Origin of the sequence: Streptomyces sp. NBC_01171 (assembly GCF_045039805.1) — a bacterium.
Lineage (GTDB): Bacteria > Actinomycetota > Actinomycetes > Streptomycetales > Streptomycetaceae > Streptomyces.
Genome location: NZ_CP108609.1, coordinates 5,896,988 through 5,923,412 on the forward strand (window position 1 = coordinate 5,896,988; position 26,425 = coordinate 5,923,412).

A 26,425-nucleotide genomic window follows, 5' to 3' on the forward strand; every position below is an offset into this window, starting at 1 on the left:
GTTCGCAGTACCCAGCAGTGAAGTCAGTGGCAGTACCTCGGTGAAGGCGCCGGCTGCGGGCGCGCGCTCCGGGAGGTTCGGCAGTGGGGTTCTGAGCCAGAGCAGACGCAGGACGGGCGACGGGGCTGGCTGCCGAAGAGTGGCGCTGTTCGAGGCCACCAGCAGTTCGCGGTACCAGCAGTTCGCAGTTTCCGTTAGTGAATGGTTGTTTAAGAGGGAAGAGCGGAGGAGCCGAGCGCCATCAGGATCGCCCGGGTGCAAGTCTTGGACCCGGGTACCGCAGGACATCGATAGTGAGGTGGTCTCCGGTCGAGCAACCGCGATCCCCGCGCCCCCGACAGCGTCTCGGTCGGGTCTGCGGAAACAGAGGGCCGGTGCAGTATCAGGGCCGGCAGATGGTGTAGCAGTTCCTTCGGGGCCCTGGTGCCGTACGGCGCCAGGGCCCCTCCACGCGTTCCACAGAGAGGTGCAATGACACCAGACGACACGTTCGGCCGTCTCGATGACGACGACTACCCCGCCTACACCATGGGCCGGGCTGCCGAAATGCTCGGCACCACGCAGGGCTTCCTGCGCGCCATCGGCGAAGCCCGCCTCATCACCCCGCTGCGCTCCGCGGGCGGACACCGCCGTTACTCCCGCTACCAGTTGCGCATCGCCGCCCGCGCCCGGCAACTTGTCGACAACGGCACCCCCATCGAGGCCGCCTGCCGCATCATCATCCTCGAAGACCAGCTCGAGGAAGCCCAGCGCCTCAACGCCGAATACCGCCGCGCCAGCGACTCGGCGAACCCGACCGCAGCAGCGTGAGACGAGCGTGCCCGTCCGTGTCGGCGGGCGCCGCACGCATGGTCTGCCGTGCGGTGTGATCGTTTCCCTATGGTGACGCGGCGTGTGGGCGTGTAGCGTCTGCGTCAGCTGTCGTGGTTCGGAATTCCCCCGTGCCTACGCCTCTGGTGTGGGCTTTTTGCTGTGCTTTGCCGCAGGGACCAGGGCGATCACCTCTGCCTTCCACATGGAGTGGGAGGCGTTCATCGACTGGAAGGCATCAGACATGGCAACGGGAACTGTGAAGTGGTTCAACGCGGAGAAGGGCTTCGGTTTCATCGCCCAGGACGGCGGCGGCCCGGATGTCTTCGCCCACTACTCCGCGATCAACTCCACGGGCTTTCGTGAGCTCCAGGAGGGCCAGGCCGTGACGTTCGATGTCACCCAGGGCCAGAAGGGTCCGCAGGCCGAGAACATCAACCTGGCCTGACCTCGCAGACCTGCCCGAGGGTTCGCGCACACTGCGTCCGGTGAGCGCCGCCCGTGCGGGCTTTGTCGCCCACCGGGCGAAGCGCCTGCTCTCGTGCCGGGCGTGCACAGGTCAGGGGCCGCGCAGCCAAGGCTGCGCGGCCCCTGACCTGTCGAGGCGGAGACGGGTGCGACGTCGGCCCCGACTTCCTGACCCCAGTTGCTTCGAGCATCGTCCGGTTCGGGTACCGCATGCCCTGTGCCTCTGTTCGCGCAGTTGGGAGCAGCAGAAGGTCAGGGGCTCGTCCAGGCGTCGAGGAAGGCTTGCCGTCCAACCGGATCGTCCCATCTGCGGTCCGCATGCAGAACGCGCCAGGCGGTGAGCTCGAGATCTCGGAGCCACAACTCGCCGATGACCTGTGTCTTGAGGTCAGGCAAATGGTCGGACTCGGCGAGGGCTTGACCGATCACCTCCCCGGTCGCTACGCGCTGGGGCGGAGTCATCTCATCGACGGCCGACAGGATCTGCCTGGCCAGGGCGGTTCCCTCTCCGTCCAGAGAACGCAGCACCTGAGCCCTCATGTTGACGGGTAGCAGGTATGCGGTGCCCGACGACCTCCACAGGTCCGACCAAAAGCGTTCTCCTGCCTTGGTGGGGGCAGGCAGCGCGGCCAGCAGACCGAGGAGATGGCCGGTGGCCGCATAGCCGTCGGAGTGGGCGGCTGCGACGACTGCGATGCCGGCGACGCCCTCCACATCGAGCTGACCGGCCTCGAGATGCGGAGCCAGGTCCAGTTGATGTTTCAACTGGTCTGCGAGGGCGGTGGATACGTGGGGGCGGACCTCAGGAAGCATCGGCGATCCTTGCGCGTAGGCGAGCGGAGATGCCCGTTCGGAAGCCCTGATCTTGCCCACGGCCGGCCGTTCTACTCGGTTTCGGCAGGTCCAATTGGCGGGAGGGCCGACGGGGTTGGGAACCGAGCTCCATGATGCCTTCGTCTCCCTGGCCTGCAGCCTGTTCTGCTGGAGACTCCTCAAGAAGGCCCGAACATATGATCGTGTTACGAGCTCCTAGTACCCCGAAAGCCTGGCACCAGCATGTTTGCCCCGGGGTCACGCCCGCAGATCTTCCGTCACGGGCAGGCACTCGGTGAGCAGGTCGACGACGTCGCGCCAGGCTCGCTGTGCGTGCTGTGGGTGGTAGCCGACGCCGGGGACCGTGGGGTGGTCGACCGGCGGGTGGTGGAAGGCGTGCAAGGCGCCGCCATAGACCGTGAGGCGCCAGTCGACGCCTGCAGCCTGCATCTCGGCGGTGAACGCGTTTCGTTGTGCGGGCGGCATGATCGGGTCTTCCGACCCGACCCCGGCCCACACCGGGCAGCGAATGCGCGCCGCCTCACCCGGTCGGCCCGTGATCAGCCCGTTGACTGTCGCGATCGCGCGCAGGTCGACGCCATCGCGCCCGAGTTCCAGTGCGATGGCGCCCCCGGTGCCGTAGCCGACGGCGGCGATCCGGGCAGGGTCGGTCCGGGGCTCGGCGCACAACACGTCGAGCGCCGCATGGCCGATCCCCCGCATCCGGTCGGGATCGGCGAGCAGCGGCAGGCACCGGGCCAGCATCTCCTCGGGGTCACCCACATAGCGCCCGCCGTGAAGGTCGAAGGCCAGCGCTACATATCCCAGCTCGGCGAGAGCATCGGCCCGGCGGCGCTCGACTTCGCTGAGCCCCATGCCCTCCGGTCCGAGCAGCACCGCGGGTCGGCGGTCGACACCGGCCGGGAGCGCGAGGTGCCCGATCATCGTCAAACCGTCGGCCGGGTACTCGACCGTACGCGTCGTAATCGCCGTCATGAGACTGGACTGTAATGATCGTCGAGCCCGGTCCGGCCGCTGTTCTGCCGCTGGCAGAACAGCGCGGGTATCCCTCTGAAATACGGCGAGGGCCCCGGTGCTCCCCGTTCGAGGACCGGGTGGTGACGATGCGGGCGTGGGCCTACGGGAATCAGTGGGTCGGCACGGGTACGGCGCGAGACGACGAGGGCGTTATGCGCCCGGTTCTGGTGGGCGCTCAGAGGCAGGTGCCCGAACTTCGGGCGGTCGCCCCGGACGAGTACGGGGACGTCGACTGGGTGGAGCGGCTCGTACGGATCACCGGCTGGACGCAGCCCGCCCAGCGACCGGACGTGCACTGGGCGGAGGTGGAGTCGCGCTTGGGCACCGCGCTCCCCGCCGACCACAAGCGCATGGTCGAAGCGTTCGGCGCGGGCGCCTTCGACGCGTACCTCAGCCTGAACCAGGAGCCGTGGACGTCGCTGAAGGAGGACGGGCTACTCATCTGGGCGGGCACGGAGCACGAGGACGTGTACTGCTGGCGTGCTGACGGCGACGATCCCGACCGTTGGCCCGTCGTTGTCCGGTCCTTCGATGGCGAGGATGAGGTCCGCTTCGACTGCCAGACTGCGCAGTTCGTCTGTCGCATCCTCCTCGACCCGCATCACCGGTTCACGATGGCCCGCTATTTCGACACGCACTGGTTCATGAACTACGGGGAGGGCGACTGACCGAACCCACTGCCCATGCCATCCGCAGCCGAGTCGGAGGAACCTTCGAAGCAGGGCAGAGGTACGCGTCTGCTCCGAAAGGCACGCCAATTGACCTGATCTGATGCCAAAGACTCAGGTCATCAAGACCCATTCCGATGGGGTACCGGCGGGCCAGGCGTGGACCTGTAAGCTCCGCGCCCGTGGACGACATACCGCAGACAACCATCACCTTCAGCGGCACCCTGACGCGGGAGGAGTTCGACGAGGCCCTCGCGGCAACTGGATGGTGGCGACGCCTGCGCTGGCTCTTTGTCGTGGCCGCGGCAGTGATGGCGGCGCTGAGCCTGAAGCCCTCCGCTGACGGCAACTCGATCAACGCGGGGCTGCTGATGCTCGCTCTTGTCTATGGTGCGCTCGGCATGTTCCTGCCCTCGATGCTTGCCGGCCGTATGTTCCGTGCCGACCAGGCCACGGGGGAGAAGCAGGCCGTCATCGACGACACCGGTTGCGTCATCTCCCGAGGCTCCGAGGAACTCATGCGGGTGCCGTGGCGCACGATGTCCCGCTACTACGAGTCGGAGCTGGTCTACGTGGTGACCGGCCGCCTCGGCTGGAAGCGCGGCCTGTTGATCGTGCCCAAGCGGCTACTCACCACTACCGGTGAGACCGAACTGGTGAGCGTCCTGCTGGAGGCATCGCTCCGTCGCTCCACGAGCGTGCGGACACACGGCCGTTAGCCCCTCCTCGCAGGGTGCCAGCCGGTTGAAGGTCGGCCCATGGCCGCGGCGCGGCGACGGTTTGCAGGTCCCAGGCCATGTGTCCGACCACGGTGCGGCGCGGGCGGCGGGGTTCCACGGTTCCCCGGATGAGGAGGAGTTGGCCTCGCTGGCGGTTCTCGCGCTGCTGCCGCCGGTGTGTGTCGTGGTGCTGGTCTTGCCCGGCTCGCTCGGTGACAGAAGGAGGCCCAGGGCTCCGAAACGCACCATGCTCTTCCCGATAACCCTGATCGCGACTCTCATGCCGCCGCTGGACACGGAGCCTGGGAGGGCGGTGGTTGCCTGGTCAGTGGGGCGGGAGGCGGGACGTTCGGTCAGCGGGACGTGCGGTCAGCGGGGGAGGTGGGGCGTTCGGGCGGTGCCTTCGGCCCGCCCGGGACGCATACCCACGCGATGGCCGCCGCGGTCAGATAGGCGAGGGCTCCGATGGCCATGCTGGCGCGAAGTCCGGTGCCGTAGTCGGCGCCGGTGGCCAGCAGGCTGCCGCCGAGGGCCACGCCGGTCGCGCTACCGATCTGGCGGGCGGTGTTGAACAGGGCGGAGGCGGCGCCGGCGTACTCCTGGGGCGCGGCACCCATCACCGTGGCGGTCGAGCCGGTGAGCGCGAAGGACGTACCGAACCCGACGGCCATCATCGGAGCCACCAGCAGAGGGTAGGCCGGATCGGTACCCGCCGCGGCCCAGCCGGCCAGCCCCAGCGCGCCGAGGAACATGCCGGAGACCACCAGTGGACGGTGACCGGTGCGGCGGGCGAGCCGTCCGGACAGGATGGAGGCGAACATCGTCATCGCCACGGCCGGGAACAGCGCCAGTCCGGTCCTGAGGGCACTGAAGCCGCGCTGGTGCTGGAAGTCCAGGCTGGCGGTGAACACCATGCCGTAGAAGCCGAAGTTGAACAGCAGGCCGACGACGGCCCCGCCGGCCATCGTGCGGGAGCCGAGCAGGCGCGGCGGAAGGCCGGGGGAACGGGCGACCCGCTCGCGCCACACGAACGCCGCGACGGCGGGCACGACCAGGCCCAGCCCGGCGAGCACGAGGGGATCGGACCAGCCGCGCCGGCCGGCCTCGTTCAGCGCGCCGGTCAGCAGGGCCACCGCCGCCACCACGGCACACTGCGCCGGCCAGTCCAGGGACCGGCCGGCGTGACGCGGCGAGGGCGCCACGTGCCGCCATGTCAGAAACAGGCAGGCCACGCCGACGGGAAGATTGATCAGGAAGACCCAGCGCCAGCCCACCGTGGACACCAGCAGCCCGCCCAGCAGCGGCCCGGCGGAGGCCGCGACACCCGCCATCGACCCCCACAGTCCGAAAGCCCGCGAACGTGCGGCGGGCAGCGGGTACGCCTCCTGGAGCAGGGCGAGCGAGCCGGGGACGATCAGCGCCGCACCGAGCCCTTCCACCAGCCGGGCCGCGACGAGGAAGGCGGCGCTCGGCGCGAACGCGCAGGCGGCCGAGGCCACCGTGAACACCGAGACGCCCGCCTCGAAGACGCGCCGGTTGCCCAGGCGGTCGCCCAGCGCGCCACCGGTCATCAGGAATCCGGCGAAGACCAGGGTGTACCCGTCCGTGATCCACTGGATGCCGGTGAGCGAGGCCGGCAGTTCCCGGCCCACCACGGGTACGGCGACGTTGATGACCGTGACGTCCAGGATGACCATGAAGTATCCCGTGCACACGGCCAGCAGCGGCGCCACGGACCGCCGCACGGCCGGCGGAGCTCCAGGGGGCCCGGGCGCACCGCCACCGGCCGACTCCGCGAAGGGCACGACACCGGCTCCGTTCTGTCCTCGGGAACCCGGGCGGCCATCATGCCAAGGGGATCGCGGGCGCCGGGCCAGGACGCGCCCGAGGAACCGGCTCCGCGCGCGGGCTGGCCGCCATGTACGCGGCGGCGGCCTTCGGCCTGGGCGGGGACGGCCCGCTCCCGAAGCCGGACACCGTCGCCGAGTTCGCCCGGATCCGCTCCGAGGGAAAGGACCTGGTGAGCGGCCAGTCGCAGGCGTTCGGCCTGGGCTTCAGCACGTTCGGCCACTCTTTCCGCTTTACGGCGCCGGCGCCTTCGGCCGCTGCGGCGCCGCGGGCTCCCTCGCGTTCGCCGACCCGTGGCAGGGCTCCTCCTACGCTTACACTCGCCGCCGGCACGCCTCCCCGGGCGGCGCGGCCCCGGATAACGAGCGCCTGTTGTGGTCGGTGGTCCGGGCGCTCCCCTGACGAGGGCGGGGCGCGTTCCGGAGGAGATCCGGAACGCGCCCCGTACGGAGGAGTAGCCGCTCGGCCTACGTGACCGCGGTCAGTGTCGCGTAGACCACGACGTTGCTCTGATAGCCGGTGCCCTTGACGTAGCGGCCGCCGCAGGTGATCAACCGGAGTTCGGGCCGGCCGGTACTGCCATAGACCTTCTCGCTGGGGAAGTTCTTCCGGTCGTGAAGCTCGACGGCGCGGACGGTGAACACCGCTGTCCGCCGGTCCGCCCGGCTGATCTCGATGGTCGCGCCCTCGGTCAGGTCGCCGAGGTCGTAGAAGACGCCGGGACCGCCGGTGGGGGTGTCCACATGCCCGGTGGCGATGGCAGTTCCCGCCGAGCCGGGAGCCGTGCCGTCGCCGTACCAGCCGGCGACGCCGGGGCTTGACGCGGCCGGGGCCCGCAGCGCCCCGGCCGCGTCAAGGCCCACTCGTGCCATCGGCGCGCTCACGCCGATGGCACCGATCCGCAGCCGGACCGGCTCCGCGGGAGGCAGCGCAGAGACCGCAAGGCGGGCCGGGTCCGCGGAGGCCCCTGGGAGGCGGCCGGAGTCCACAGCGGTCGAGCCCGCCTGCGGCGGCCGGCGCTGGGATGGGCCCTCGTCGCTCACGCCGGAGATCAGCAGCACCGCACCCGCCGCCATGGCGCAGGCCAGACCGAGCCGTGCGCAGAGGTACGGATCACGGGAAGCGCTGATACGGCGTCCGAGTCTCAGCCCGAGTCCAGGTGCCATCGCCAGGCTCGACGATCAGGCTCGGATGCCGTCCGGGCGGCGCCACAGCACCACCAGCCCTCCGGCGGCGGCCGTGGCTAGCAGTCCGCCGCCCAGGGCAAGCCCCACGCCGCTGTCCTCGGCCGGCCCGAATCCGGCGTTGACCGAGCCTTTCGGAGAGTGACCGGTGACCTGGTACGTCTCCGTGACCTTGGTCAGCGGCGGACATTTCAGGGTGACGACGTCACTGCCCGCCTTGGCTCCTTCCGGGATCTGGAACTCGCCGGTGAGCTCCCCCTCCTCGTCACCTTCGAAAAGGTGGAAATCCCCGCCCACCTCCGACCGCCCCTTGCCGTAGTCCGCGTCGGGGTCGCAGGCGCTCGTACTGACCGTGACCGTGGAGCCCGGGGCGGCGTTCCACGGGTCGATACGGACATCCGAGTCCTCGTCGGCGGCAGCGACCGGGATCTGCAGTCCGAGGGCACCGAGAGCCAGGCCGATACCTGCACCTATGAGTCTGTAACGCATGCGAATCCTCCAACGGAACGGTGTCCGGCCTACCCGGCGCGGCGCATCTTTCGCGCTCTGTTCACGAGGCAACCGACAGCCTGTGGGTTCCGCAACCTGGCGCATCGCCACATATGTCGCCCAGTCAGGTGCCGAGACGGTCCTCCTTGGTACCCCTGCGCAGGTCACCGACGCGGAGATCATCAACAGCAACCACCCGCCGCCGCGTCGCCATCATGGTGAACGGCCGCCATGAGGATGGCGCCGCACGTTCCCGTAGGTTCCAACATCACGCAGGCGGTTATGAGCCTGTGTGGACGGACGGTGAGCTTCGTACACGTGACTTCAGCGCCCGCCAAGCCCGCATCTCCAACGTCCTCGCCGGACGGTACGTCTAAGCAGGTTCAGCAGAGACGTGTAGCCGTGGCGTGCGGCCTCTTCTCGGCTGAGGCCAGGACGTCGAACAGTGCCGAGCTCTGGGCCCGTGGCACCCGCTCATCGTCGCGGCGGCGGCGTAGAAGCCTGCGCCAGGCCCCCCAAGTACCAGCGGTCACCAGGACCCACCGCCACCTCCGCCGTCACCCCCACCGACACCTCCGCCGCTACCGGATCCTCCGCCGCCCCCTCCGCCACCGCTGCCGCTGGAGGGAGGGGCGGCGCTGGACGTCGAGGCGGCGGTGATCAGGCCGAGGGCGAAGCCTGGGGCGAACCCGGCCACGAGGGTCGAGCGGTGCGTGGGAGCGGCCGTCGTGTCGGCGATCGCTCCTTCCCACGCGTAGGCCACGTCCAGAGCCACCGCCCACGCGGTGTACAGCTTCAGTCGTGTCTCGTCGGGGTGCTCGTCGTGCCGGCGGAAGGAGGGGTCCATGAGATAGCGCCGGAACGCCTCCGTCCGGAGCCAGAGGGCGGTGCCGCGCGGGGTGCGGGTGTGCAACTCCCAGGAGCGCAGCCGCAGCGCGAAGCCGGCACCCACGGCGATCAGACCCGCCACGAGGACCAGGTAGCCGGCCGCGTTCCGGTGGCCGCTGAGCCAGGCCCCGACGGCCGTCGGGACGAAGCCGAGCAGGGTGGCGGCGGTGCCGATCGTGCGTCCGATGCGGGCGCGACGCGCGGCGGCCGCGTCCCACAGATCACTGTCGGTCTGCCACTGTGTCAGCCCGCGGTGGAGGCTCTCCCATGCCGAACGGAACTGAGGGTCGCGCAGGCCCAGGGTGACCGAGTCGCGTCCCGAGAAAATGCTGCCGAAGACGACCCTGGCGAGCGGGTCCGCGGGTGCGTCGGCCGGATCGCGGCGCGTGAGGGTGGGATGCCGGTCGGTTCCCTCGATACCGACGTGTCCGTCGATCGCCGCGCCGAGGAGCCAGGCCACCTGGTGGTGGTTCTCGACCCGTTCATCGAGCAGGATCCCGCCCTGTGCCGGCGTCAATTCCGCTGGAGGCACCGGCGACGGCGTGAGCGAGGCGGCGAGCCGGTCGAGGGCGACGCGCCGCGTCCGGCCGGGCGTGCCGTCGGGTCCTTCCTCAGCGATCCGGTCACGGCCGAGGAAACGCAGCAGCAAGAGCGTCACCGCGGCGCAGACCAGCGTGAAACCGAACGCGAGCAGACCCACCCGCAGCGGGCTTTCCACGGTGGTGCCGACGGCCTTTCCGGAGGGCGGCGCGGGCAGGGCAACCTTCGCTCCGGTCAGCTTCTGCCCGCGGGAGGCGTAGAGGGTGACACCCTCGTGCCCCTTCAGCTTGTCGAGGGTGACGTCCAGCCGGCCAGGACCGCTCCCGCGGGTGGTGCAGGCGTCCTCGGAACCGTTGGTGCCGTGCACACAGCGTGCGCCGGTGAGTTCGTACGGGGCCACGACGTGGATCTCCACGTCCGAGCGGTCGACCCGCCAACCGGTGCCGACAGCGTCCCAGGCGATCTTGCCCTTCTTCACAACGTCCGTGAGCGTGTACCTGATGCGGTACCGGTGCACGCCGGTGACCGAGCCGCCGGGGTCGCCCACCTTGATCCGAGTGGCTATCTCCCGCTGGCCGTTCGGCTTCTCGTAGTAGTCCCCGGTGGTGAGTTCCCACGGGACCCGGGCTCCGTCCAAGCTGGCGCTGACCTTGGCGTAGTCCTCGTCGTACATCAGGTCCGGCAGGTCGCGGTAGATGCCGCGCCGGGTACTGTCGGGCTCTCCGAAGTCGTAGTCGATGACCTCCGTGACGCGCATGCTGCCGTCGGCGGCGACCTCGGCGCCCACCCACATCGTGTTGACGCGCTCCACGTTCCCGCCCATCCGGAAGAGCACGACGAGACCGCTGAGCAGCAGGACGAGGAAGAAGATCTTGATCGAGGAGCCGCGCCTGCGTCTCCGGTTCAGGGTCCCCGCCGCTCTCGGTCTCTTGTCCTTCGCGGTGTTCAAGGAGTACCCCCTGTCGTCACGGGGGCCTCCCCTGCCCCCATGAAGGTCGCAAGGTTATCCCGGCGGCGGGGCAACAACAATGCTCTTGGAATCCAGGGGTGCGCCTCCCATCGGCTTCGCCGAGTGGTTGCACAGCATGAGCGCGGGCGTTGGTTCTCTTCGTTCCTGAAGCCGAAGGCGTAACGCGCTTCGAGCTTGATCCTGGTGGTCAGGTAAATCTCGATGCCGTCCCACCACTGCTCGACGGTCTCGGCGAGGGTGACGAGTTCGGGCAGGTGGGCGTGGTCGGCGACGTAGGCGAAGAAGCGGTGGCGGGCGGCGGAGATCGTGGAGCGGTGGGGGGTGACGTGGGTACGGCTGACGGCCAGGCCGAGGAGGTCTCGCAGCAGAGTGAGTACGGGTCCGGCAGCCAGTCACAGCATAGGGAGAGCAGATGCGAGCCGAGATCGTGCTCCGGCGCACAAGAGGAACGGATGAGCAGTGTCATCGCCGAGGAGCTCGTGCCAGCCGACTGGGATCTGCCGGGTGAGCGAGTTCCTGGGCGATGGCTTCCATGCCTGATTCTCGCCCTGGCGCTGTCAGTTCACTTCGAGCGGCGATCGCGGGGAGTAGCTCGGGTGTGAGATTGCCTGGAGCGGAACGGAGCCTCCAGGCAATCGACTTGAGGCTCTAGAAGAAGCCCAGCTTCTTCGGCGAGTACGACACCAGGAGGTTCTTCGTCTGCTGGTGGTACACGCTCACCGTCGCCTCTGAGCTGCGACAAAGGGTGGAATCGTTTGCTGCTGAGCCGACTTGGTCCGCACCTGGTCCGGATCTTGGTCCGTGATCTTTGGTGTTGGCGTGCGAGTCCTGCGGTACGACATGGCACAGGTCGTACCGCCCGTCCATCGGCGTCCAGTCTTTCCATCTCGGACACGAAATCGCAGGTCAGGGCCTTGAGGTCCGGGAGGTGACCGACCCGGTTGGTGACACCTGTGTGACAGCGGGTGATGCGGCGGAGCCCCTCGGGAACCACCCCGAGCGCCTTGCCGAGCCAGGCGGTGTGTTCGGTGCGCTCGGCCGGGCCAGGGGCGGACCGGGCACGCAGTGCGAACACGGTGGCGTGATCGGTGGTTTCGGCCGGATCGGGGGCCGACAGGGCACGAGTGCCGACGGACACCGCGGCGTGCGCCGCGGTGGAGACGCGTCTGGGCCGCTGCCGGTCACGTTAGTGAGGCGCTGCGGTTCGGACAGGAGGGCGCCGAGCAGGGCATGCTCGGCGTAGTACACCGGCGGACCTCCCCACTGCCGGCAGCGATATCGAGAGACTGCCTGGTGGACGGGCGGCCGGTCGACCAGGCCAAGACGCTTGTCCGCCATCGACCGCGCCTGGCACGGCGGGGAGGCGGTCAGCCCGGAATCCGACCGGAGAAGATCCATACGGTATGGCGGGCGACATCGGTTTGGATCGTCACTATGTGCACCGGGCGGGCCGCACCGCCCGCGCCGGTGAGTCCGGCAGCGTGGTCACGCTCGTGCTGGCGGGCCAGCGCCGCGAGACGAGCCGAATGATGGCCGGGGCCGGCATCGAGCCGACCGTCACCAAGGTGCGCTCGGGCGGCGCGGAGCTGAGCCGGAGCACCGGCGCCGAGGCTCCCTCCGGCATCCCGCTCGACGGCGGGCCCGCCGTTCCCCGGCCCAAGAACACCAACGCTCCCTTCCGCGGCCTCGGCACCAGCAAGGACACCTCCCGCGGCACCGGCGGCAAATCCCGAAAGGCCGGCGAGGCCCGCAAGGCCGCCCACGTGCGTCGCATCGGCTGAAAGCCGTTGCCCTGGCAGCGAATCTCCTGGCCACGGGACCGCCAACCCTCGGCCCGGCCCGAAGCCCGTCCTGCGCCACCCGCCTACGAAGCGAACGTCCTCGGCAGCGAGAGGGATACCCGCCGAGACGGAACAGAATGATGTTGTCGGCGCCCCGCACTGCGCCCGGCATGACAAGCTGTGCTTGCCCACCCCCGAACCCAGGAGGTCACCATGACCGCAGAGCCCGCATCTAGGGAAGGTTCGGAGCCGGCTGCCCCCGAGACGTCCCCTCTGGCGCCGGACAGCGACGGCAACTACGACCTCAAGCGCAAGTTCCGCGAAGCTCTGGCGCGCAAGCGCGCTGCGCAGGCGGACGCCGCCGATGTTGCCGCCAACCCGGATGCGTCGAAGGTGCGCGCGGCGCACGGCCCGGCTGCGAGCCAGCGGTCGTTCAGGCGCAAGAGCGGTGGCTGAGTCGATCAGTCCCGCGGTCTGGCCGCTCAACCAGCACTCTGAGCGCCACCCACTCGCGCGCCCCGTGCAGTGGCCCGCAACGTGCGCGTACCCCTGTGCGCGCTGCGGGCGAGGCCTAGGTGTAATGCCCTGATCTGGGGTCGGTAGGGGCGGGTGCGTTTGTATGCGATCCGGGCCGCTGCCAGCAGCTCGCGCCAGTCGCGTGAGCGGTCTAGGGCCTGTCCGGCGGATCACGCCGGAGACGCGAGGGCCGGCATGACTGTCTGCGGTGTTGTCGTCGGTTGTCGACGCTCCGCGTCGACGCCCTCCTTCGCCGTGCAGCCAGACGCGTCGGCCCTCGCTCACCTGGGCTCCAAGGCACCGCCGGTTTCCTCCGACTTGATCCGCCGGGCAGGCCTTGGTCGGCGGTCTCGCCTGGGGGAAGGGCCCAGCCGCGGTCGGCGCGGGTCGGTGGCGCCGCCGCGCTGGAATTCCGGCCAGGACGTCCGGCCGCCGACGCTGCACCGGTGGCCGGACGTAGCTGACGGCCCGGTGCGACGCTGGCGCGTCTGGCCACCCCAGTTGGCGTCACCCCGGAGCCGTCCGCATCAAGCAACCCCGATGAGAAACTCGCCGGCCTGCGCCGCCTGACCGAGCAAGCCACGCCCGGCCAGTGTGACTACGCCCGCCGTCCCAGCCGCACGGAACTCGCGTAACGGCGCTGCTCGCTCTCCCCCCTGGACGAGGCGTTCGTCAGGATACGCACCGGAGCCCCGGACGACGGCGCCGGCGAGGACGCTCGACTCGGCCTGGAGGCAGGCCGTTCTGCCGCTGCGCGTCACGGGGTACGACCTGGAGCCGGACCCGCTGCTGCCCGCAGGCATCGAGGCCCCCCCTCTGGCGGAGCGGGTCGGTACCCCGGCCAACTGAACGCCACGCCGACCCGGCGCGACCGGCGCACGCACACGCGCTTTATGACGGAACGGGACGAATCGTCCAATTCGAGAAGAGGCATGCCTGGCAAGCGGGCCCTCAAGCTGTGCGCGCACGCGACACGGACACCATCGAAGCCCTCGCCGACCCTCGCCAGAGCCATCGCCGGGGCCGTCCGACGACGCGGTCCACCGCTGGCGCCCTGTCGGGCAGGGGCAGCAGCTCGTTGCTGCATTTGTTTGGACCCTTGCTCATCTCACGATCGATGTGCGATCTTAGTCTCATTCCAGCCATGGAAACGTTTCCGTAAGAGGTGGGGTGGATGGCCACGATCAAGGATGTCGCGGCACGAGCCGGCGTCGCGCTGGGTACCGCATCTCGTGTGCTCAGCGGCAGCAGCCAGACGTCGGCCGACTCCCGTGCCCGTGTGCTCGCGGCCGCCGCCGAGTTGGGATACATCGCCAACGGCCCCGCCCGTTCGCTGCGGCGTGCCCGTACGGACGTGCTGGGGTTGCTCGTCTCGGACATTCGTAACCCGTTCTTCTCCGAGCTGGCTCACGCCGCGGAGCAGGAGGCGCGCCGCCACGGATACACCGTGCTGCTGGCCAACGCGAACGAGAACGCCGAGCAGGCCGACGCATACCTTCGGACCTTCGCCGCTCAGCGCATCGACGGCCTGCTGTTCTCACCGCAGGGCACCGTCTCGCCGCAGGTTGCCGCCACGCTCGCGTCCGGACTGCCGGTCGTGTTCCTCAACCGCACGATCGAGGGCGTCGACGCCCCGCTCTACGGCACGGACAACGCTCAGGGCGTGCAGCAGGTGCTTGACTGGCTGCAGCGCCGTGGCCACCGCGACGTCGCCTTCATAGGAGGCCCGGACTCGATCTCCACCGGCGCCGAGCGCCGCGCCGCCTACCTCGCCGGGCGCCAGGCACACGGCATCAGCGCCGACGACAGGCTGCTCGACGCCGGTGACTTCCTGCCCGGCGGAGCGGCCAAGGCCATGTCCCGCATCCTCGACCGTGGCGTCACGTTCACGGCTGTGTTCGGCGCGAACGGTCTGACCACCCTGGGAGCCGTGCGCGCCCTGCGTGAGCGGCTCGGCGCAGAGCAGGCAGCCCGTATCGAAGTCGTCTCCTTCGACGACCTCGACTGGTTCGAGTTCGCCTCTCCGCCCATCAGCGCGGTCCGCAACGACGCGTCGTCGATCGGCCGGCTCGGTGTACGCGGGCTCGTCGACCTCATCGCCGGCCGCGCCGCACCCGGACAGCGTGTCCCCACCACCTTCGCCGACCGGTCCGCGCAGGACGTCCGATGAGCATGGGGATCGCCCTCGGCGCCGCCCCCAGCGAGGACGCCGGCTTCCTCAGCCATCCGCGTCGTCAAGGCGTAACTGTGCAGTCCACCTCGAAGCCGACGCCGTCGACGGGGATGCCCCCTGGACGCCTTCCTCGCCCGCGATCCCGGCGGCTTCACAGCCACAGCCGCCAGGTGGAGAGCACCCCCTCGGGGCCCGGCGCCGAGCGGGCAATGCCCGGCAAGGCCGTCGCCTGCGCTTACGCGATCGCGCAGCGTGCGACCGACACCCGCACCACGCACTCACCGTCGCTTTCAGACCAGACCCACCACCACAACCTCCGTCCCCAGTCCGACGGCAGGCAGTGCGCCCGTCCTGAAAGGAACCACCGATGAAGGTCGCCCTCGGCGCGGACCACGCCGGATATCCGCTCAAAGATGCCGTCCGCCAGGCCATTGAGGCTCTTGGCCACGACGTGATCGATTGCGGCACCCACAGCTGCGACCCTGTCGACTTCCCGGACATCACCCGCAGCACCTGCGAGGTGGTGCTCTCCGGCTCCGCCGATCGAGCGGTGCTCGTATGCGGCACCGGCCAGGGCGCCGTCATGGCCGCCAACAAGCTGCCCGGCGTTCGTTGCGGTCTCGCCCACGAGCCCTACTCCGCCCACCAGGCAGTCGAGCACGACGACGCCAACGCCATCGCCATCGGGGCCTGGCTGGTCCCGCACGCACTCGTGCCCGACATCGTCCGTGAGTTCCTCGGTGCCGTCTTCGACGACGACGAAGAAACCCGCCGCCGGGTCGCCAAGCTCAACGCGCTCGACGCCCTGACCTCGGCCTCCTGACAAGCAGCCCACACACCCCTTGAGCGGGTGAACTCTCTCTTCTGCTGACACCGAAGTGCCCCGCCCGCGAACGACTGCGCCGGGCGCCTGTTCGTCATGCCCAGAAGCACCCAGTCGAAGGATCCGGCCTCCCCCTCGTGCGGCCCCATCCTCCTCACTGCGCAGACGCCGGCTTCTCCCCGGCGACTCACCAAGGAGATCCTCATGTCCACCAGCGCCCCCGCCGGACGGCGAAGCGTGCTCGGCTCCAAGGACCGCGTCAAGACAGCAGTCGCCGCGGGCCTCGGCACCAGCGTCGAGAACTACGACTTCATCGCATACGGCACCGCCTCCGCGCTCTACTTCGGAGCGGTCTTCTTCCCCGAGAGCGACCGGTTCGTCGGCACCCTGCTCTCCTTCGCCACCCTCGCCGTCGGTTTCGTCATGCGACCGCTCGGAGGAGCCATCGGCGGCTACTTCGCCGACAAGGTCGGCCGCAAACCCGTCCTCGTCACGGCGATGCTCGTCATGGGTGCCGCCACCTTCCTCATCGGCGCGCTGCCGACCTACGAACAGGTCGGCGCGCTTGCACCGATCCTGCTCGTGGCCCTCCGCATGCTTCAGGGCCTGGCATTCGGTGCCGAATGGGGCGGTGCGATCACCATGGCCTACGAGCACGCGCCGTGGCACCGCCGCGGCATGTACGCCGCGATCCCCCAGTCCGGCAACCCTCTGGGCATTGCTCTGGCCAGCGGCGTGTTCGCGTGGAGTGACACCCTCGACGGCAACTGGCAGTGGCGGACGCCCTTCCTGCTCAGCGCCGTCCTTGTGATCGTCGCGCTGATCGTGCGTTCCCGTCTCACGGAATCGCCCGAATTCAAGGAGGCCCAGGCAAGCGGCAAGACCGAGAAGAACCCGCTCCTCGCGACCCTGGCCGGCGATTGGCGCGGCATCGTGCGTGTCATCGCCCTGCGCGTCGTGGAATCCTTCGCCTACTACTCCACCGCGACCTACCTGCTCAACTACATCACCGAACGCCACCCCGACCTCAGGCCCGTGGCCCTCAGTGCGATCACCGCCGCCAGCGTCCTCGCCATGGCAGTCACCTTCCTCGCCGGCGCACTCACCGACCGCATCGGACGCCGCCCCATCTACATAACGGCCTGTACGGCGGCGATCCTCTTCGCCTTCCCGATGTATCTGCTCACCAACTCCGCCCGACCTGCCCTGGTGGTGACGGTGTTCATCATCGGCATCGGCCTCATCCACGCATCGCTGACTGGAACCCAGGGCTCTCTGCTCACCGAGCAGTTCCGCACCGCCACTCGTACCTCGGGCGCCTCGCTCGGCTACCAGGTCGCCGCGGCCATCGGCGGCTTCGCACCACTGCTCGCCGCCGCCCTGGTAGGCGCCTTCGGGTGGCCGGGCGCGGCGCTGCTCTACCTCGGCGCGGCCTTGATCGGTCTCGTCGGCATCCTCGCGACCAAGGAGACCTGGGGCCGCCAGGAGCGGGAGCGCGTGCTCCGCCTCGTTGCAGAAGAAGGCCATGCTCAGATCGCGGCCGGCACTCCGGTGAATGCGGTCCTGCCGCCCTCGCCTGGCTCTCGGTGAACTCGTCGCGGCGACGGTGTTCGCGCGGATGGGGGAGGCCTGAGTTGATCCGCACCCGTGTGGAGCAGGCGACCGCCATCACGTAGCCGACGCCGCGCGCTTCCAGGGCGGCACGAAGCCGAGGGTCCTGCCCGTAGGCTTCGTCGCCGGTCACCCATGGCAGTTCGACGGCGAGGCTCATGACAAAAGCAAGCTTCGCGGTGCGTACCCCCGCGCCGTAGGCCGCCTCGACACGTGCGCCGATGCAGGCCGCCTCGCGGTCCTCGGCGCGGTGCACCCGGACCATCGGCAGGGTACCGAGGGCGCGTCCCAGGTCGGCGGCAATGGCGCCAACCGAGTCCTGCATCTGTTCGGACGCGTGGGCCGTGTGGTGCGACAACGTCTCGGCGTCGGCGATCTGGCGTGCCGGCAGGCAGTTCACCGCGTGCTGGGCGACGCGCCTCTCGGCCGGGTGAGCGGCGTGGTCGGGGCGGGGGCAGTCATGGTGGCTGGGCACGACGAGGAGTGGGCACGCTATGACCGTGCACCACTCTGGGGTGAGTTGACACACCACGCCAGGCACATGGCCGCCAGCGCGATGGTCATGGGGACCATGTGATGAAAGCAGTCGGGCGAGCGGTCCCGCTATGTCGTGCCACCACAGGTGTCAGAGGGTTGTCGCCTGCCTCACCCCGGACGGGAGTCTGGTCCGCGACTGGTCCGGGGACAGTCCTCGTGCAGGTCGACCATTGACCTGAGGCAGCCTGTTGTTTACCGAGAGTGACTCCGGTGTCGGATTGCCTGGAGCGCAACGGCGTCTCCAGGCAACCGACTTCAGGCTCTAGAAGAACCCAAGTTTCTTTGGACTGTATGAAACCAAAACGTTCTTCGTCTGCTGGTAGTGCTCCAGCATCATCTTGTGGTTCTCCCGGCCGATGCCGGACTGCTTGTAGCCACCGAAGGCCGCGTGGGCCGGGTAGGCGTGGTAGCAGTTGGTCCAGACGCGGCCTGCCTGGATCGTGCGGCCGGCGCGGTAGGCGGTGTTGATGTCGCGGGTCCAGACGCCAGCGCCGAGGCCGTACAGCGTGTCGTTGGCCAGCTTCATCGCGTCGTCGAAGTCGTCGAAGGACGTCACCGAGACGACCGGGCCGAAGATCTCCTCCTGGAAGATCCGCATACGGTTGTCGCCCTCGAAGATGGTCGGCTGGACGTAGTACCCGCCCTTCAGCTCGCCGTCGTACTCGACGCGTTCGCCGCCGGTGAGAACCTTCGCACCCTCCTGACGGCCGATGTCCAGGTAGGAGAGGATCTTCTCCAACTGGTCGTTGGACGCCTGCGCGCCGATCATCGTGTCGGTGTCGAGCGGGTGCCCCGGCTTGATCTGCTGGGTGCGGGCCACTGCCGCCTCCAGGAAGTCGGTGTAGTGGCCGCTCTGGACGAGCGCTCGGGAAGGACAGGTGCACACCTCGCCCTGGTTGAGCGCGAACATGGTGAAGCCCTCGAGCGCCTTGTCCCGGAAGTCGTCGTCGTGCGCCCACACGTCGTCGAAGAAGATGTTGGGCGACTTGCCGCCCAGCTCCAGCGTCACCGGCTTGATGTTCTCGGAGGCGTACTGCATGATCAGCCGCCCGGTCGTGGTCTCCCCGGTGAACGCCACCTTCGCCACCCGAGCACTGGAGGCCAGCGGCTTGCCCGCCTCCGCACCGAAACCGTTGACGATGTTGACCACGCCCGGCGGCAGCAGGTCGGCGATCAGGCTCATCCAGTAGTGGATGGACGCCGGGGTCTGCTCGGCGGGCTTGAGGATGACCGCGTTGCCCGCCGCGAGTGCGGGCGCCAGCTTCCAGGCCGCCATCAGGATCGGGAAGTTCCACGGGATGATCTGCGCGACGACCCCGAGCGGCTCGTGGAAGTGGTACGCCACGGTGTCGTCGTCGATCTCGCCCAGCGACCCTTCCTGCGCGCGGATCGCCCCTGCGAAGTAGCGGAAGTGGTCGATGGCCAGCGGGATGTCCGCGGCCAGCGTCTCGCGGACCGGCTTGCCGTTCTCCCAGCTCTCGGCCACCGCCAGCGATTCGAGGTTCGCCTCCATGCGGGCGGCGATCTTCAGCAGGGTGTCCGAGCGCTCCGTGACCGACGTACGGCCCCAGCCTGGCGCGGCCGCGTGCGCCGCGTCGAGTGCCCGCTCGACGTCCTCCGCGGTACCGCGCGCGATCTCGGTGAACGGCTGCCCGTTGACCGGCGACGGGTTCTCGAAGTACTGCCCGCGCGCCGGCGGTACGTACTCCCCGCCGATGAAGTGGTCGTAGCGCGGCTGGTAGGAGACGATCGAGCCCTCGGAGCCGGGCGTCGCGTAACGGGTCATGCTGGTGTGCCTCCCGATGCAGCGCTGCCCGCCATCGGGCAGCTCCCGTCGTGCAGGCTAGACAGGCGGACGTTGCGAGTACGTTGCACCGTTGGTCACCCAGGGTGTCTGGCGGACATGAGGGCGTCGGCTCGGTACTCCCGGTACGGCCAGCTCGGCCTCCAGCGCCGCGATCCGCGCCCGCACCGGAGCGGTCGGCCGCACAGCCGCCAGGGCTCGCCAGACCAGCAGGTCGTGCTCGCCCCACGGCGCGTGAGCCCAGTCCGCCAGCAGATCCGGGTCGCCGCGGGTGATCAGCGCCGTCCGCAGAGCCGCGGCGAGTCGGCGCCGCAGTCCCACCACGGCCGGGGCCTGGGAGCTCGGTAGGAGGGGGCCGCGATATGCCCGTATGGCGGCCGTGAGCGCACCCGTCTCCAACTGCCGTTCCACCAGAGCCGCGTCACACTCGACCGGCACGGAGAGCCGGTAGGGCCGCGACGCCAGCAGCCCGGGCGGCAGCAGCGGGCGCAGTCTGGCCAGCTCGGCGCGCAAGGTCACCGGTGTCACCGACTCGTCCGCGTACAGCGCGCACAGCAGCTCGTCCCCGGTCATGCCCTCGGGATGGCGGGCCAGGAGCACCAGAACCTCGCTGTGCCGACGGCTCAGCCTGATCCGGCGGCCGCCACCCGGACGAAGTTCCGCCTCGTCCCGGCCCAGCACGCTCAGCGTGGCCGTGTCCTCCGCCTGCTTCGGCGAGGTGAGCAGGCTGAGCTGTGACTCGGCCGCGCGTGCCACCGCCTGCACGAAGCCCAGGCTGTGCGGATGCGCCAGACCGTCCCCGCCGGTGATGTCGACGGCTCCCAGGACCCGGCCGGTGTGCGGATCGTGGATCGGCGCGGCCGCGCAGGTCCACGGCTGCACCCGCCTTATGAAGTGTTCTGCCGCGAAGACCTGCACCGGACGGTCGACCGCCACCGCCGTGCCCGGCGCGTTGGTCCCGACAGCCGCCTCCGACCAGCGTGCCCCGGGCACGAAGTTCATCCGGTCCGCCCGCCGCAGCGTCGTCGGATGGCCCTCGACCCACATCAGCCTGCCGTGCGCGTCGCACACCGCGAGCAGATGCGAGCCATCGGCGGCGAACGTGCCCACCAGCTCCCGGACCAGCGGCATCACCTGGGCCAGGGGATGTTCGGCGCAGTATGCGCCCAGGTCGTCGTCGGTCAGTTCCACGCTCGCGGTGCCGTCCGGCCCGACGCCGGCCCGTGCGCTGCGTCGCCAGGACTCGGCCACCACCGGCCGGACCGGACGCGGGACCGTACCGGCGGTCGTGAAGGTCTCATGCGCTCGGCGCAGTGCCCGAACTCTTTCGTCTGGGTCGGCTCCCGGCTCCAGAGCCACCCACTGATCGGTCAACGGTCCTCCCTGCAAGGGAATCAACTGGGCCATCGTCACGCGCGGCTCCGCCGCGGACAACCGGGCCGACATGAGGTCAGGAGAAATTGACAAGTCTGATGTAGCGGACCCAGTCCCAGTTCGCTCCCGGGTCGGTGTGATCGGTGCCGGGTACCTGGTAGTGGCCGATGATGTGCTCCCTGTCCTTCGGGATGCCGTACTTGTTGCACACCGCGGCCGTCAGTCTCGCGGACTGCTCGTAGAGCGCGTTCGTGAAGTAGGCCGGCTGGTCCACCCAGCCCTCGTGTTCGATGCCGATGCTCCGGGTGTTGTAGCCCCAGTCTCCGGCGTGCCAGGCGATGTCCGCCTCCCGGACGCACTGGGCGACGTGGCCGTCAGCCGAGCGCACGAGATAGTGCGCGGACACCTTCTTGTCGGTGTTCCGGAAGATGGTCAGAGTGTTGGTGTAGGTCTCCTGGGTGACATGGATGATCACCCGGTCGATCTCGTAGGCCGCCGGCCGGCTGGACACCGTGTAGTTGCCGCTGCTCGCGGGCTGCCATTCGCCGGGCGGATAGTCCACCGCCGCCTGCGCGGCCGCCTGGGGGCCAGGGAGGAGTGCATAGGGGACAGCGGCGAGCGCCGCGCCCTTGAGGATGCCGCGTCGGGTGAGGTGGGTACGGAGCTGGTTCATCTCCATCGTCGGCTGCCCTTCAGCAGTGCGAGGTGTCATCTGCCTTTTGTGGCAAGGCATTTGCGTGTGTCGGTGCTCGGGACTGTGGTGAGTCTGGATGCGTCTGTACGGCGGGGTGCACGTCCGGCTCAGCGGAGCCCTGCACGTATGACCGACACAGTGTCAGCTCCGGTCAGCGAGAACCGGGAATGGTCGTGAGGGTGTCGGTGGTGGCGTCGTGCGCCGGTCGATTTCGCGTACATGAATCCCCCGATGCATGTGTCAGGTGGTGCTCAGCACGTGGGCGGCATGCGCCTCCGCCGTTGAGGTTCAGCGGTTACGGCTCGCCTGAATCACGGTACGGCGCGGGGGAGTTGGGCAGAAGGGCGAGCACCCAGTCCGTGGACGACTGGTGGATTGTGGATAAGTCGGTCACCCGTTCGAGGGGCTTCGGGCGTCAGCGGGCGTGGCGGGCTTTCGTCGCGGGCATCCGCCGAGGTGTCAGGGCCGTTCCGCCACCATCGCCGGATCATCCAGCACGGCCCGCACCACCGAATGCGCGGCACCGAGCAGCGGACCGTCCGACCCCAGCTCGGAGACCGCCACGGGACATGCCGGACCGGCTGTGCGGCTGCGCAGCTCACGCTGCAGAGAGGGGAGAAGCCATGGCGAGAGGGCCGCCAGCGCGCCACCCAGGACGACCGTATCCGGGTCCAGGAGATTGACCGCCCCGGTCAGGGCGATGCCGAGCGCCGTACCCGCGTCGCACAGCGCCGAGCGTACGTCCTCGTTGCCCGCCTCGGCTTGAGCGGCGAGCACCCCCACCACGTCCTCGCGGGGTTCGATCCCGGCCGCCCGCAGTACGGCCTCCTCTCCGGCGTACTGCTCCAGGCAGCCGCGTCCTCCGCATGGGCAGGGAGGCCCGTCCGGCCGGACCGGAACATGGCCCAGCTCTCCGGCGAAGCCACGGGTACCACGGAGCAACTGACCGTTCACGACGATCGCCGCACCGATGCCGATCTCCGCAGACACGTGCAGGAAGTCGCCCGGTGTGCCGGCACCGAGCCACAGCTCCGCCAGCGCGCCGAAGTTGGCCTCGTTGTCCACGGTCAGGGGCACTCTGCGGGTCAGCACGCCGCCGAGGTCGGTGTCATGCCAGCCGAGGTTGGGGGCGCGCACGACCGTACGGCCGTCGCGGGCGATCAGGCCGGGAACGGCAACCGCGAGCCCGGCAACCCACAGGCCGTCCTTCTCCACCTCGGCCGTGACCTGCTGAACAAGCGGGGCCAGCTCCTCGGCCACTGCTTCGGGGGAGCGCCCTCGATTCGCGCCGCGCCGCACGGCCCGCGCACGAACCGTGCCCCGCAGGTCGACCGCGCACACCGCCAGATGATCCACACCGATCTCCGCCCCAATCCCCGCAGGGCCACGCCCGCTCACCGCGAGCGCGGAGCCGGGCCGTCCCACCCGGCTCGGTCGTTCGGGGCCCAGCTCCTCCAACAGGTCCCAGCGGATCAACTCGTCCACGAGGGACGACACGGCTGCCCGTGTGAGACCGATGCGCGAGGCGACCGTGGCGCGCGACAGCGGCCCGTCCGAACTGACGGTGTGCATGACCCGCGCCAGGTTGCGGCGACGCATACCCTGCTGGGTGTCCGGCAGGGCGCGTCCGGTCCCCGTCGGTCGGCTGTCGTGCGGCGGTGCGGTCATGCCTCCGTCGATCCCCGGTGTCCGTAGTCTCTGCGTGGCTCGTGATTCGGTCGCTCGCTGCCGGACCTCGCCCGCAATCCCGGCAACCCAGCGGGGCGGGAGTCAGAGGGAGTCCGGACCCCGCTCCAGCAGCGGGGACGCGTCGGAGAGTACCCCGGCGATCCGGTTCAGGGCTTCCTCGTCCCGTTCCACGGCGTCCAGGACCCGCCCCTCCGTCGTGTTCCAGCGGCGGGCGACGGCCGCCGGGTCCTCACCGGTCAGCAGCCCCGCGGCCTGCGCGGCCGCGCCAAGGGCGACCAGTTCCTTCGCCTCGGGGATCTGTACCGGCCGCCCGGACAGCCGGCGCACCGTCTCCTGCCAAGCCGTGCCGCGCGCGCCGCCGCCGATCAGCAGCAAGGGAGCGGTGCGGTCGGCGTCCTCGTCGAGAACCAGGTCGAGTGCGCCGAGCAGCGAGTGCACCGCTCCGTCGTAGGCGGCCTGGAGCACCTGACCGGCGGTCGTGTCATGGCGAAGACCGTGCAGCAGACCCGAGGCGTGGGGCAGGTTGGGGGTGCGCTCGCCGTCGAGATACGGCAGCAGGGTGACCGAGGTGCCGGGCTCCACGGCCTCCCGGTCCAGCCCCAGCAGGGACGCGACCCGGTCCACGGCGAGGGTGCAGTTCAAGGTGCAGGCCAGCGGCAGCCAGTCGCCGTGCGCGTCGGCGAAACCCGCCACCGTGCCGGTCGGGTCCGTTGGGCGGCGCTTGGAGACCGCGTACACCGTGCCCGAGGTACCGAGGCTGAGCACCGGAGTGCCAGGCCGCAGGCCCAGGCCCAGCGCGGCGGCAGCGTTGTCCCCCGTGCCCGGCGCCACCAGCGTGCCCTTGGAGAACGGCAGGTCATGGCCGTCGCGCACGGTGCCGGCCACCTCTCCGGGGCGCACCACGCGCGGTAGTAGCGCGGGGTCGAGTCCTACGTGCGCCAGGGTCGCCTCGTCGTAGGACTCCGTCGCGGACGCCCACCAGCCGGTGCCGGAGACATCGCCGCGGTCGGTCGTGCCGAGGCCGGTGAGGCGTTCGGTCAGGTAGTCGTGGGGGAGACGCACGGCCCGGGTGGCGCGGACAGCGTCCGGCTCGTGCTCCGCCAGCCATGCCCACTTGGTCACCGTGAACGACGCGCCCGGCACGCTGCCCGTGCGCTCCGCCCAGGCATCCGGGCCGCCCAACTCATCCACGAGGCGGCGGGCCTGCGGCGCCGAGCGGACGTCGTTCCAGAGCAGCGCGGGACGCACCGGTTCGCCGCGCGCGTCGAGCGTGACCAAGCCGTGCTGCTGGCCGCCGATCGACACCGCCGCCGCCTCGTGCGCCGCCTCGCCGCACTGGCGCAGCGCCTCGCACAGCGCGTCCCACCACTGACGCGGATCGCTCTCCCGTCCCGCGCCCGAGGTCACCGTGTGCGCGGCCTGGCCGCTCGCCACCACCTGCCCGGTGGACGCGTCGACGACCAGTGCCTTCGTGGACTGGGTGGACGTGTCCACACCGACGACGAGCGGACCCTCGGCTGCTGACATCGGGCTCTCCCTCTTCCGCGGCGTCATCGACCGGCAGCGACGCCGTTCATCGATGGCGCCCCGGCGTCGAGGACATCTGGTCTCTTCCCAGAGGCGCCTTCGCATACTAATTTGTAAACGGCCATGACGAAATAGTCGTACGCACCAAGGAGCCGCGGCATGAACTACCAGCCCACCCCCGAGGACAAGTTCACCTTCGGTCTGTGGACCGTCGGCTGGCAGGGGAGGGACCCGTTCGGTGACGCCACCCGTCGCGCCCTCGACCCCGTCGAGTCGGTGCAGCGCCTGGCCGAGCTCGGCGCACACGGCGTGACCTTCCATGACGACGACCTGATCCCCTTCGGCGCCTCCGAGACCGAGCGCGAGTCCCACATCAAGCGCTTCCGCCAGGCCCTGGACGCGACCGGCATGGCCGTGCCGATGGCGACCACCAACCTCTTCACCCACCCCGTCTTCAAGGACGGCGCGTTCACCGCCAACGACCGCGACGTGCGCCGCTACGCGCTACGCAAGACGATCCGCAACATCGACCTCGCCGCCGAACTGGGCGCCAAGACCTATGTCGCATGGGGCGGCCGCGAGGGCGCCGAGTCCGGTGGCGCCAAGGACGTCCGGGCGGCCCTGGACCGCATGAAGGAGGCGTTCGACCTCCTCGGTGAGTACGTCACCGCCCAGGGCTACGACATCCGCTTCGCCATCGAGCCCAAGCCGAACGAGCCGCGCGGCGACATCCTGCTTCCGACCGTCGGCCACGCTCTCGCCTTCATCGAGCGCCTGGAGCGGCCCGAGCTGTACGGCGTCAACCCCGAGGTCGGGCACGAGCAGATGGCCGGGCTCAACTTCCCGCACGGCATCGCCCAGGCGCTGTGGGCGGACAAGCTCTTCCACATCGACCTCAACGGGCAGTCGGGCATCAAGTACGACCAGGACCTGCGCTTCGGAGCCGGTGACCTCAGGGCTGCCTTCTGGCTCGTCGACCTGCTGGAGAGCGCCGGCTACGAGGGGCCCCGGCACTTCGACTTCAAGCCGCCGCGCACCGAGGACCTGGACGGTGTCTGGGCTTCGGCCGCCGGGTGCATGCGCAACTACCTCATCCTGAAGGATCGCGCCGCCGCCTTCCGCGCCGATCCGGAGGTGCAGGAAGCGCTTCGCGCCTCGCGGCTCGACGAGCTGGCCCAGCCCACGGCTGCGGACGGCCTCGACGCCCTGCTGGCCGACAGTTCCGCCTTCGAGGGCTTCGACGTCGACTCCGCCGCAGCGCGGGGTATGGCCTTCGAGCGGCTCGACCAGTTGGCGATGGACCACCTGCTCGGCGCCCGTGGCTGACGGGATCGCGCGTGACCAGTCTGTTGTGGCTGGTCACGCGCGTCCTGCGTGCCACGCTGAGTGAGGGTTGAGCAAGCTGCGTCGGAGGTGGGTACTCACCCCCAGGGAACCGAGATCGCTTGTCCTTCGAACCGG

20 protein-coding genes and 3 pseudogenes are annotated in these 26,425 nt (G+C 69.8%); 11 read left to right on the forward strand and 12 right to left on the reverse strand.

The window, feature by feature from the left end; all coding sequences use genetic code 11:
* Positions 1–471 precede the first annotated feature (471 nt).
* Together OG448_RS27265 and OG448_RS27270 are read left to right on the forward strand one after the other, a co-directional pair.
* Positions 472–810 (forward strand): MerR family transcriptional regulator, encoded by a 339-nt coding sequence (locus tag OG448_RS27265; RefSeq protein WP_405557666.1) that lies wholly within the window; start codon positions 472–474, stop codon positions 808–810.
* A 244-nt stretch (positions 811–1,054) separates the two neighbouring features.
* Entirely contained in the window at positions 1,055–1,258 is a 204-nt protein-coding gene (locus OG448_RS27270) for a cold-shock protein (protein WP_030052720.1), read from the forward strand.
* A gap of 272 nt (positions 1,259–1,530) precedes the next feature.
* On the opposite strand, the gene OG448_RS27275 is transcribed toward OG448_RS27270, so the two are convergent.
* Both OG448_RS27275 and OG448_RS27280 read right to left on the reverse strand, forming a co-directional pair.
* On the reverse strand, positions 1,531–2,151 hold the full coding sequence (locus tag OG448_RS27275; protein WP_405557669.1) for a hypothetical protein: 621 nt from the start codon (positions 2,149–2,151) through the stop codon (positions 1,531–1,533).
* A 198-nt stretch (positions 2,152–2,349) separates the two neighbouring features.
* A complete protein-coding gene (locus tag OG448_RS27280; RefSeq protein WP_405557671.1) occupies positions 2,350–3,087 on the reverse strand; it encodes a dienelactone hydrolase family protein in 738 nt (245 codons plus the stop codon).
* Positions 3,088–3,101: 14 nt separating this feature from the next.
* Here OG448_RS27280 and OG448_RS27285 point away from each other — a divergent pair, with 14 nt between their 5' ends.
* Positions 3,102–3,797: a hypothetical protein gene (locus OG448_RS27285; RefSeq protein WP_405557672.1), complete on the forward strand. Its 696-nt coding sequence runs from the start codon at positions 3,102–3,104 to the stop codon at positions 3,795–3,797.
* A gap of 182 nt (positions 3,798–3,979) precedes the next feature.
* A complete protein-coding gene (locus OG448_RS27290) occupies positions 3,980–4,516 on the forward strand; it encodes a hypothetical protein (protein WP_405557674.1) in 537 nt (178 codons plus the stop codon).
* A 353-nt stretch (positions 4,517–4,869) separates the two neighbouring features.
* Here the strand turns inward: OG448_RS27290 and OG448_RS27295 are convergent, their stop codons facing one another.
* The 4 genes from OG448_RS27295 to OG448_RS27310 all read right to left on the reverse strand — a co-directional run bounded on the left by OG448_RS27295 (position 4,870) and on the right by OG448_RS27310 (position 10,414).
* A complete protein-coding gene (locus OG448_RS27295; RefSeq protein ID WP_405557675.1) occupies positions 4,870–6,261 on the reverse strand; it encodes an MFS transporter in 1,392 nt (463 codons plus the stop codon).
* Positions 6,262–6,831: 570 nt separating this feature from the next.
* Entirely contained in the window at positions 6,832–7,530 is a 699-nt protein-coding gene (locus tag OG448_RS27300; protein WP_405557676.1) for a class F sortase, read from the reverse strand.
* A gap of 15 nt (positions 7,531–7,545) precedes the next feature.
* The gene (locus tag OG448_RS27305; RefSeq protein WP_405557678.1) at positions 7,546–8,037 is read right to left on the reverse strand and encodes a sortase; all 492 of its coding nucleotides are present in this window, start codon (positions 8,035–8,037) and stop codon (positions 7,546–7,548) included.
* A 529-nt stretch (positions 8,038–8,566) separates the two neighbouring features.
* Positions 8,567–10,414, reverse strand: coding sequence for a DUF2207 domain-containing protein (locus tag OG448_RS27310; RefSeq protein WP_405557679.1), 1,848 nt, complete (start codon positions 10,412–10,414; stop codon positions 8,567–8,569).
* 1,448 nt (positions 10,415–11,862) lie between these two features.
* Here OG448_RS27310 and OG448_RS27315 point away from each other — a divergent pair.
* The 6 genes and pseudogenes from OG448_RS27315 to OG448_RS27340 all read left to right on the forward strand — a co-directional run.
* A pseudogene (locus OG448_RS27315) lies at positions 11,863–12,216 on the forward strand (RNA helicase); the annotation flags it as partial.
* Between the two features lie 213 nt (positions 12,217–12,429).
* Positions 12,430–12,672 carry a DUF5302 domain-containing protein gene (locus OG448_RS27320; protein ID WP_329009127.1) on the forward strand — a complete coding sequence of 81 codons (243 nt, stop codon included), beginning with the start codon at positions 12,430–12,432 and terminating at the stop codon, positions 12,670–12,672.
* A gap of 590 nt (positions 12,673–13,262) precedes the next feature.
* Positions 13,263–13,581: pseudogene (locus tag OG448_RS27325) on the forward strand (pyridoxamine 5'-phosphate oxidase family protein); the annotation flags it as partial.
* Positions 13,582–13,906: 325 nt separating this feature from the next.
* Positions 13,907–14,902 (forward strand): LacI family DNA-binding transcriptional regulator, encoded by a 996-nt coding sequence (locus OG448_RS27330; RefSeq protein WP_405557681.1) that lies wholly within the window; start codon positions 13,907–13,909, stop codon positions 14,900–14,902.
* 370 nt (positions 14,903–15,272) lie between these two features.
* Positions 15,273–15,728 (forward strand): RpiB/LacA/LacB family sugar-phosphate isomerase, encoded by a 456-nt coding sequence (locus OG448_RS27335; RefSeq protein ID WP_330237004.1) that lies wholly within the window; start codon positions 15,273–15,275, stop codon positions 15,726–15,728.
* A gap of 204 nt (positions 15,729–15,932) precedes the next feature.
* Positions 15,933–17,318, forward strand: coding sequence for an MFS transporter (locus tag OG448_RS27340; protein WP_405557682.1), 1,386 nt, complete (start codon positions 15,933–15,935; stop codon positions 17,316–17,318).
* 160 nt (positions 17,319–17,478) lie between these two features.
* Here the strand turns inward: OG448_RS27340 and OG448_RS27345 are convergent.
* From OG448_RS27345 to xylB, 6 genes and pseudogenes are all read right to left on the reverse strand, one after another.
* Positions 17,479–17,676 (reverse strand): annotated as a pseudogene (locus OG448_RS27345) (ABC transporter ATP-binding protein); the annotation flags it as partial.
* 462 nt (positions 17,677–18,138) lie between these two features.
* Complete coding sequence (locus OG448_RS27350) at positions 18,139–19,662, reverse strand: aldehyde dehydrogenase family protein (RefSeq protein ID WP_405557684.1); 1,524 nt, start codon at positions 19,660–19,662, stop codon at positions 18,139–18,141.
* A 57-nt stretch (positions 19,663–19,719) separates the two neighbouring features.
* Positions 19,720–21,054: a GAF domain-containing protein gene (locus OG448_RS27355; RefSeq protein WP_405557686.1), complete on the reverse strand. Its 1,335-nt coding sequence runs from the start codon at positions 21,052–21,054 to the stop codon at positions 19,720–19,722.
* 76 nt (positions 21,055–21,130) lie between these two features.
* Positions 21,131–21,727, reverse strand: coding sequence for an N-acetylmuramoyl-L-alanine amidase (locus tag OG448_RS27360; protein ID WP_405558992.1), 597 nt, complete (start codon positions 21,725–21,727; stop codon positions 21,131–21,133).
* Between the two features lie 480 nt (positions 21,728–22,207).
* A complete protein-coding gene (locus tag OG448_RS27365) occupies positions 22,208–23,416 on the reverse strand; it encodes an ROK family protein (protein ID WP_405557687.1) in 1,209 nt (402 codons plus the stop codon).
* A 102-nt stretch (positions 23,417–23,518) separates the two neighbouring features.
* Positions 23,519–24,964 carry a xylulokinase gene (gene xylB / locus OG448_RS27370; RefSeq protein WP_405557689.1) on the reverse strand — a complete coding sequence of 482 codons (1,446 nt, stop codon included), beginning with the start codon at positions 24,962–24,964 and terminating at the stop codon, positions 23,519–23,521.
* A gap of 159 nt (positions 24,965–25,123) precedes the next feature.
* Between xylB and xylA the strand changes: the two genes are divergently transcribed.
* Positions 25,124–26,290, forward strand: coding sequence for a xylose isomerase (gene xylA, locus OG448_RS27375; RefSeq protein WP_405557691.1), 1,167 nt, complete (start codon positions 25,124–25,126; stop codon positions 26,288–26,290).
* Positions 26,291–26,425: the final 135 nt, after the last annotated feature.

Coding starts and splice junctions, on each gene's coding strand:
- OG448_RS27265 (WP_405557666.1), top strand. CDS start 472: ATGACACCAGACGACACGTTCGGCCGTCTCGATGACGACGACTACCCC.
- OG448_RS27270 (WP_030052720.1), top strand. CDS start 1,055: ATGGCAACGGGAACTGTGAAGTGGTTCAACGCGGAGAAGGGCTTCGGT.
- OG448_RS27280 (WP_405557671.1), bottom strand. CDS start 3,087: ATGACGGCGATTACGACGCGTACGGTCGAGTACCCGGCCGACGGTTTG.
- OG448_RS27285 (WP_405557672.1), top strand. CDS start 3,102: ATGATCGTCGAGCCCGGTCCGGCCGCTGTTCTGCCGCTGGCAGAACAG.
- OG448_RS27300 (WP_405557676.1), bottom strand. CDS start 7,530: ATGGCACCTGGACTCGGGCTGAGACTCGGACGCCGTATCAGCGCTTCC.
- OG448_RS27305 (WP_405557678.1), bottom strand. CDS start 8,037: ATGCGTTACAGACTCATAGGTGCAGGTATCGGCCTGGCTCTCGGTGCC.
- OG448_RS27320 (WP_329009127.1), top strand. CDS start 12,430: ATGACCGCAGAGCCCGCATCTAGGGAAGGTTCGGAGCCGGCTGCCCCC.
- OG448_RS27330 (WP_405557681.1), top strand. CDS start 13,907: ATGGCCACGATCAAGGATGTCGCGGCACGAGCCGGCGTCGCGCTGGGT.
- OG448_RS27335 (WP_330237004.1), top strand. CDS start 15,273: ATGAAGGTCGCCCTCGGCGCGGACCACGCCGGATATCCGCTCAAAGAT.
- OG448_RS27340 (WP_405557682.1), top strand. CDS start 15,933: ATGTCCACCAGCGCCCCCGCCGGACGGCGAAGCGTGCTCGGCTCCAAG.
- OG448_RS27350 (WP_405557684.1), bottom strand. CDS start 19,662: ATGACCCGTTACGCGACGCCCGGCTCCGAGGGCTCGATCGTCTCCTAC.
- OG448_RS27360 (WP_405558992.1), bottom strand. CDS start 21,727: ATGAACCAGCTCCGTACCCACCTCACCCGACGCGGCATCCTCAAGGGC.
- OG448_RS27365 (WP_405557687.1), bottom strand. CDS start 23,416: ATGACCGCACCGCCGCACGACAGCCGACCGACGGGGACCGGACGCGCC.
- xylB (WP_405557689.1), bottom strand. CDS start 24,964: ATGTCAGCAGCCGAGGGTCCGCTCGTCGTCGGTGTGGACACGTCCACC.
- xylA (WP_405557691.1), top strand. CDS start 25,124: ATGAACTACCAGCCCACCCCCGAGGACAAGTTCACCTTCGGTCTGTGG.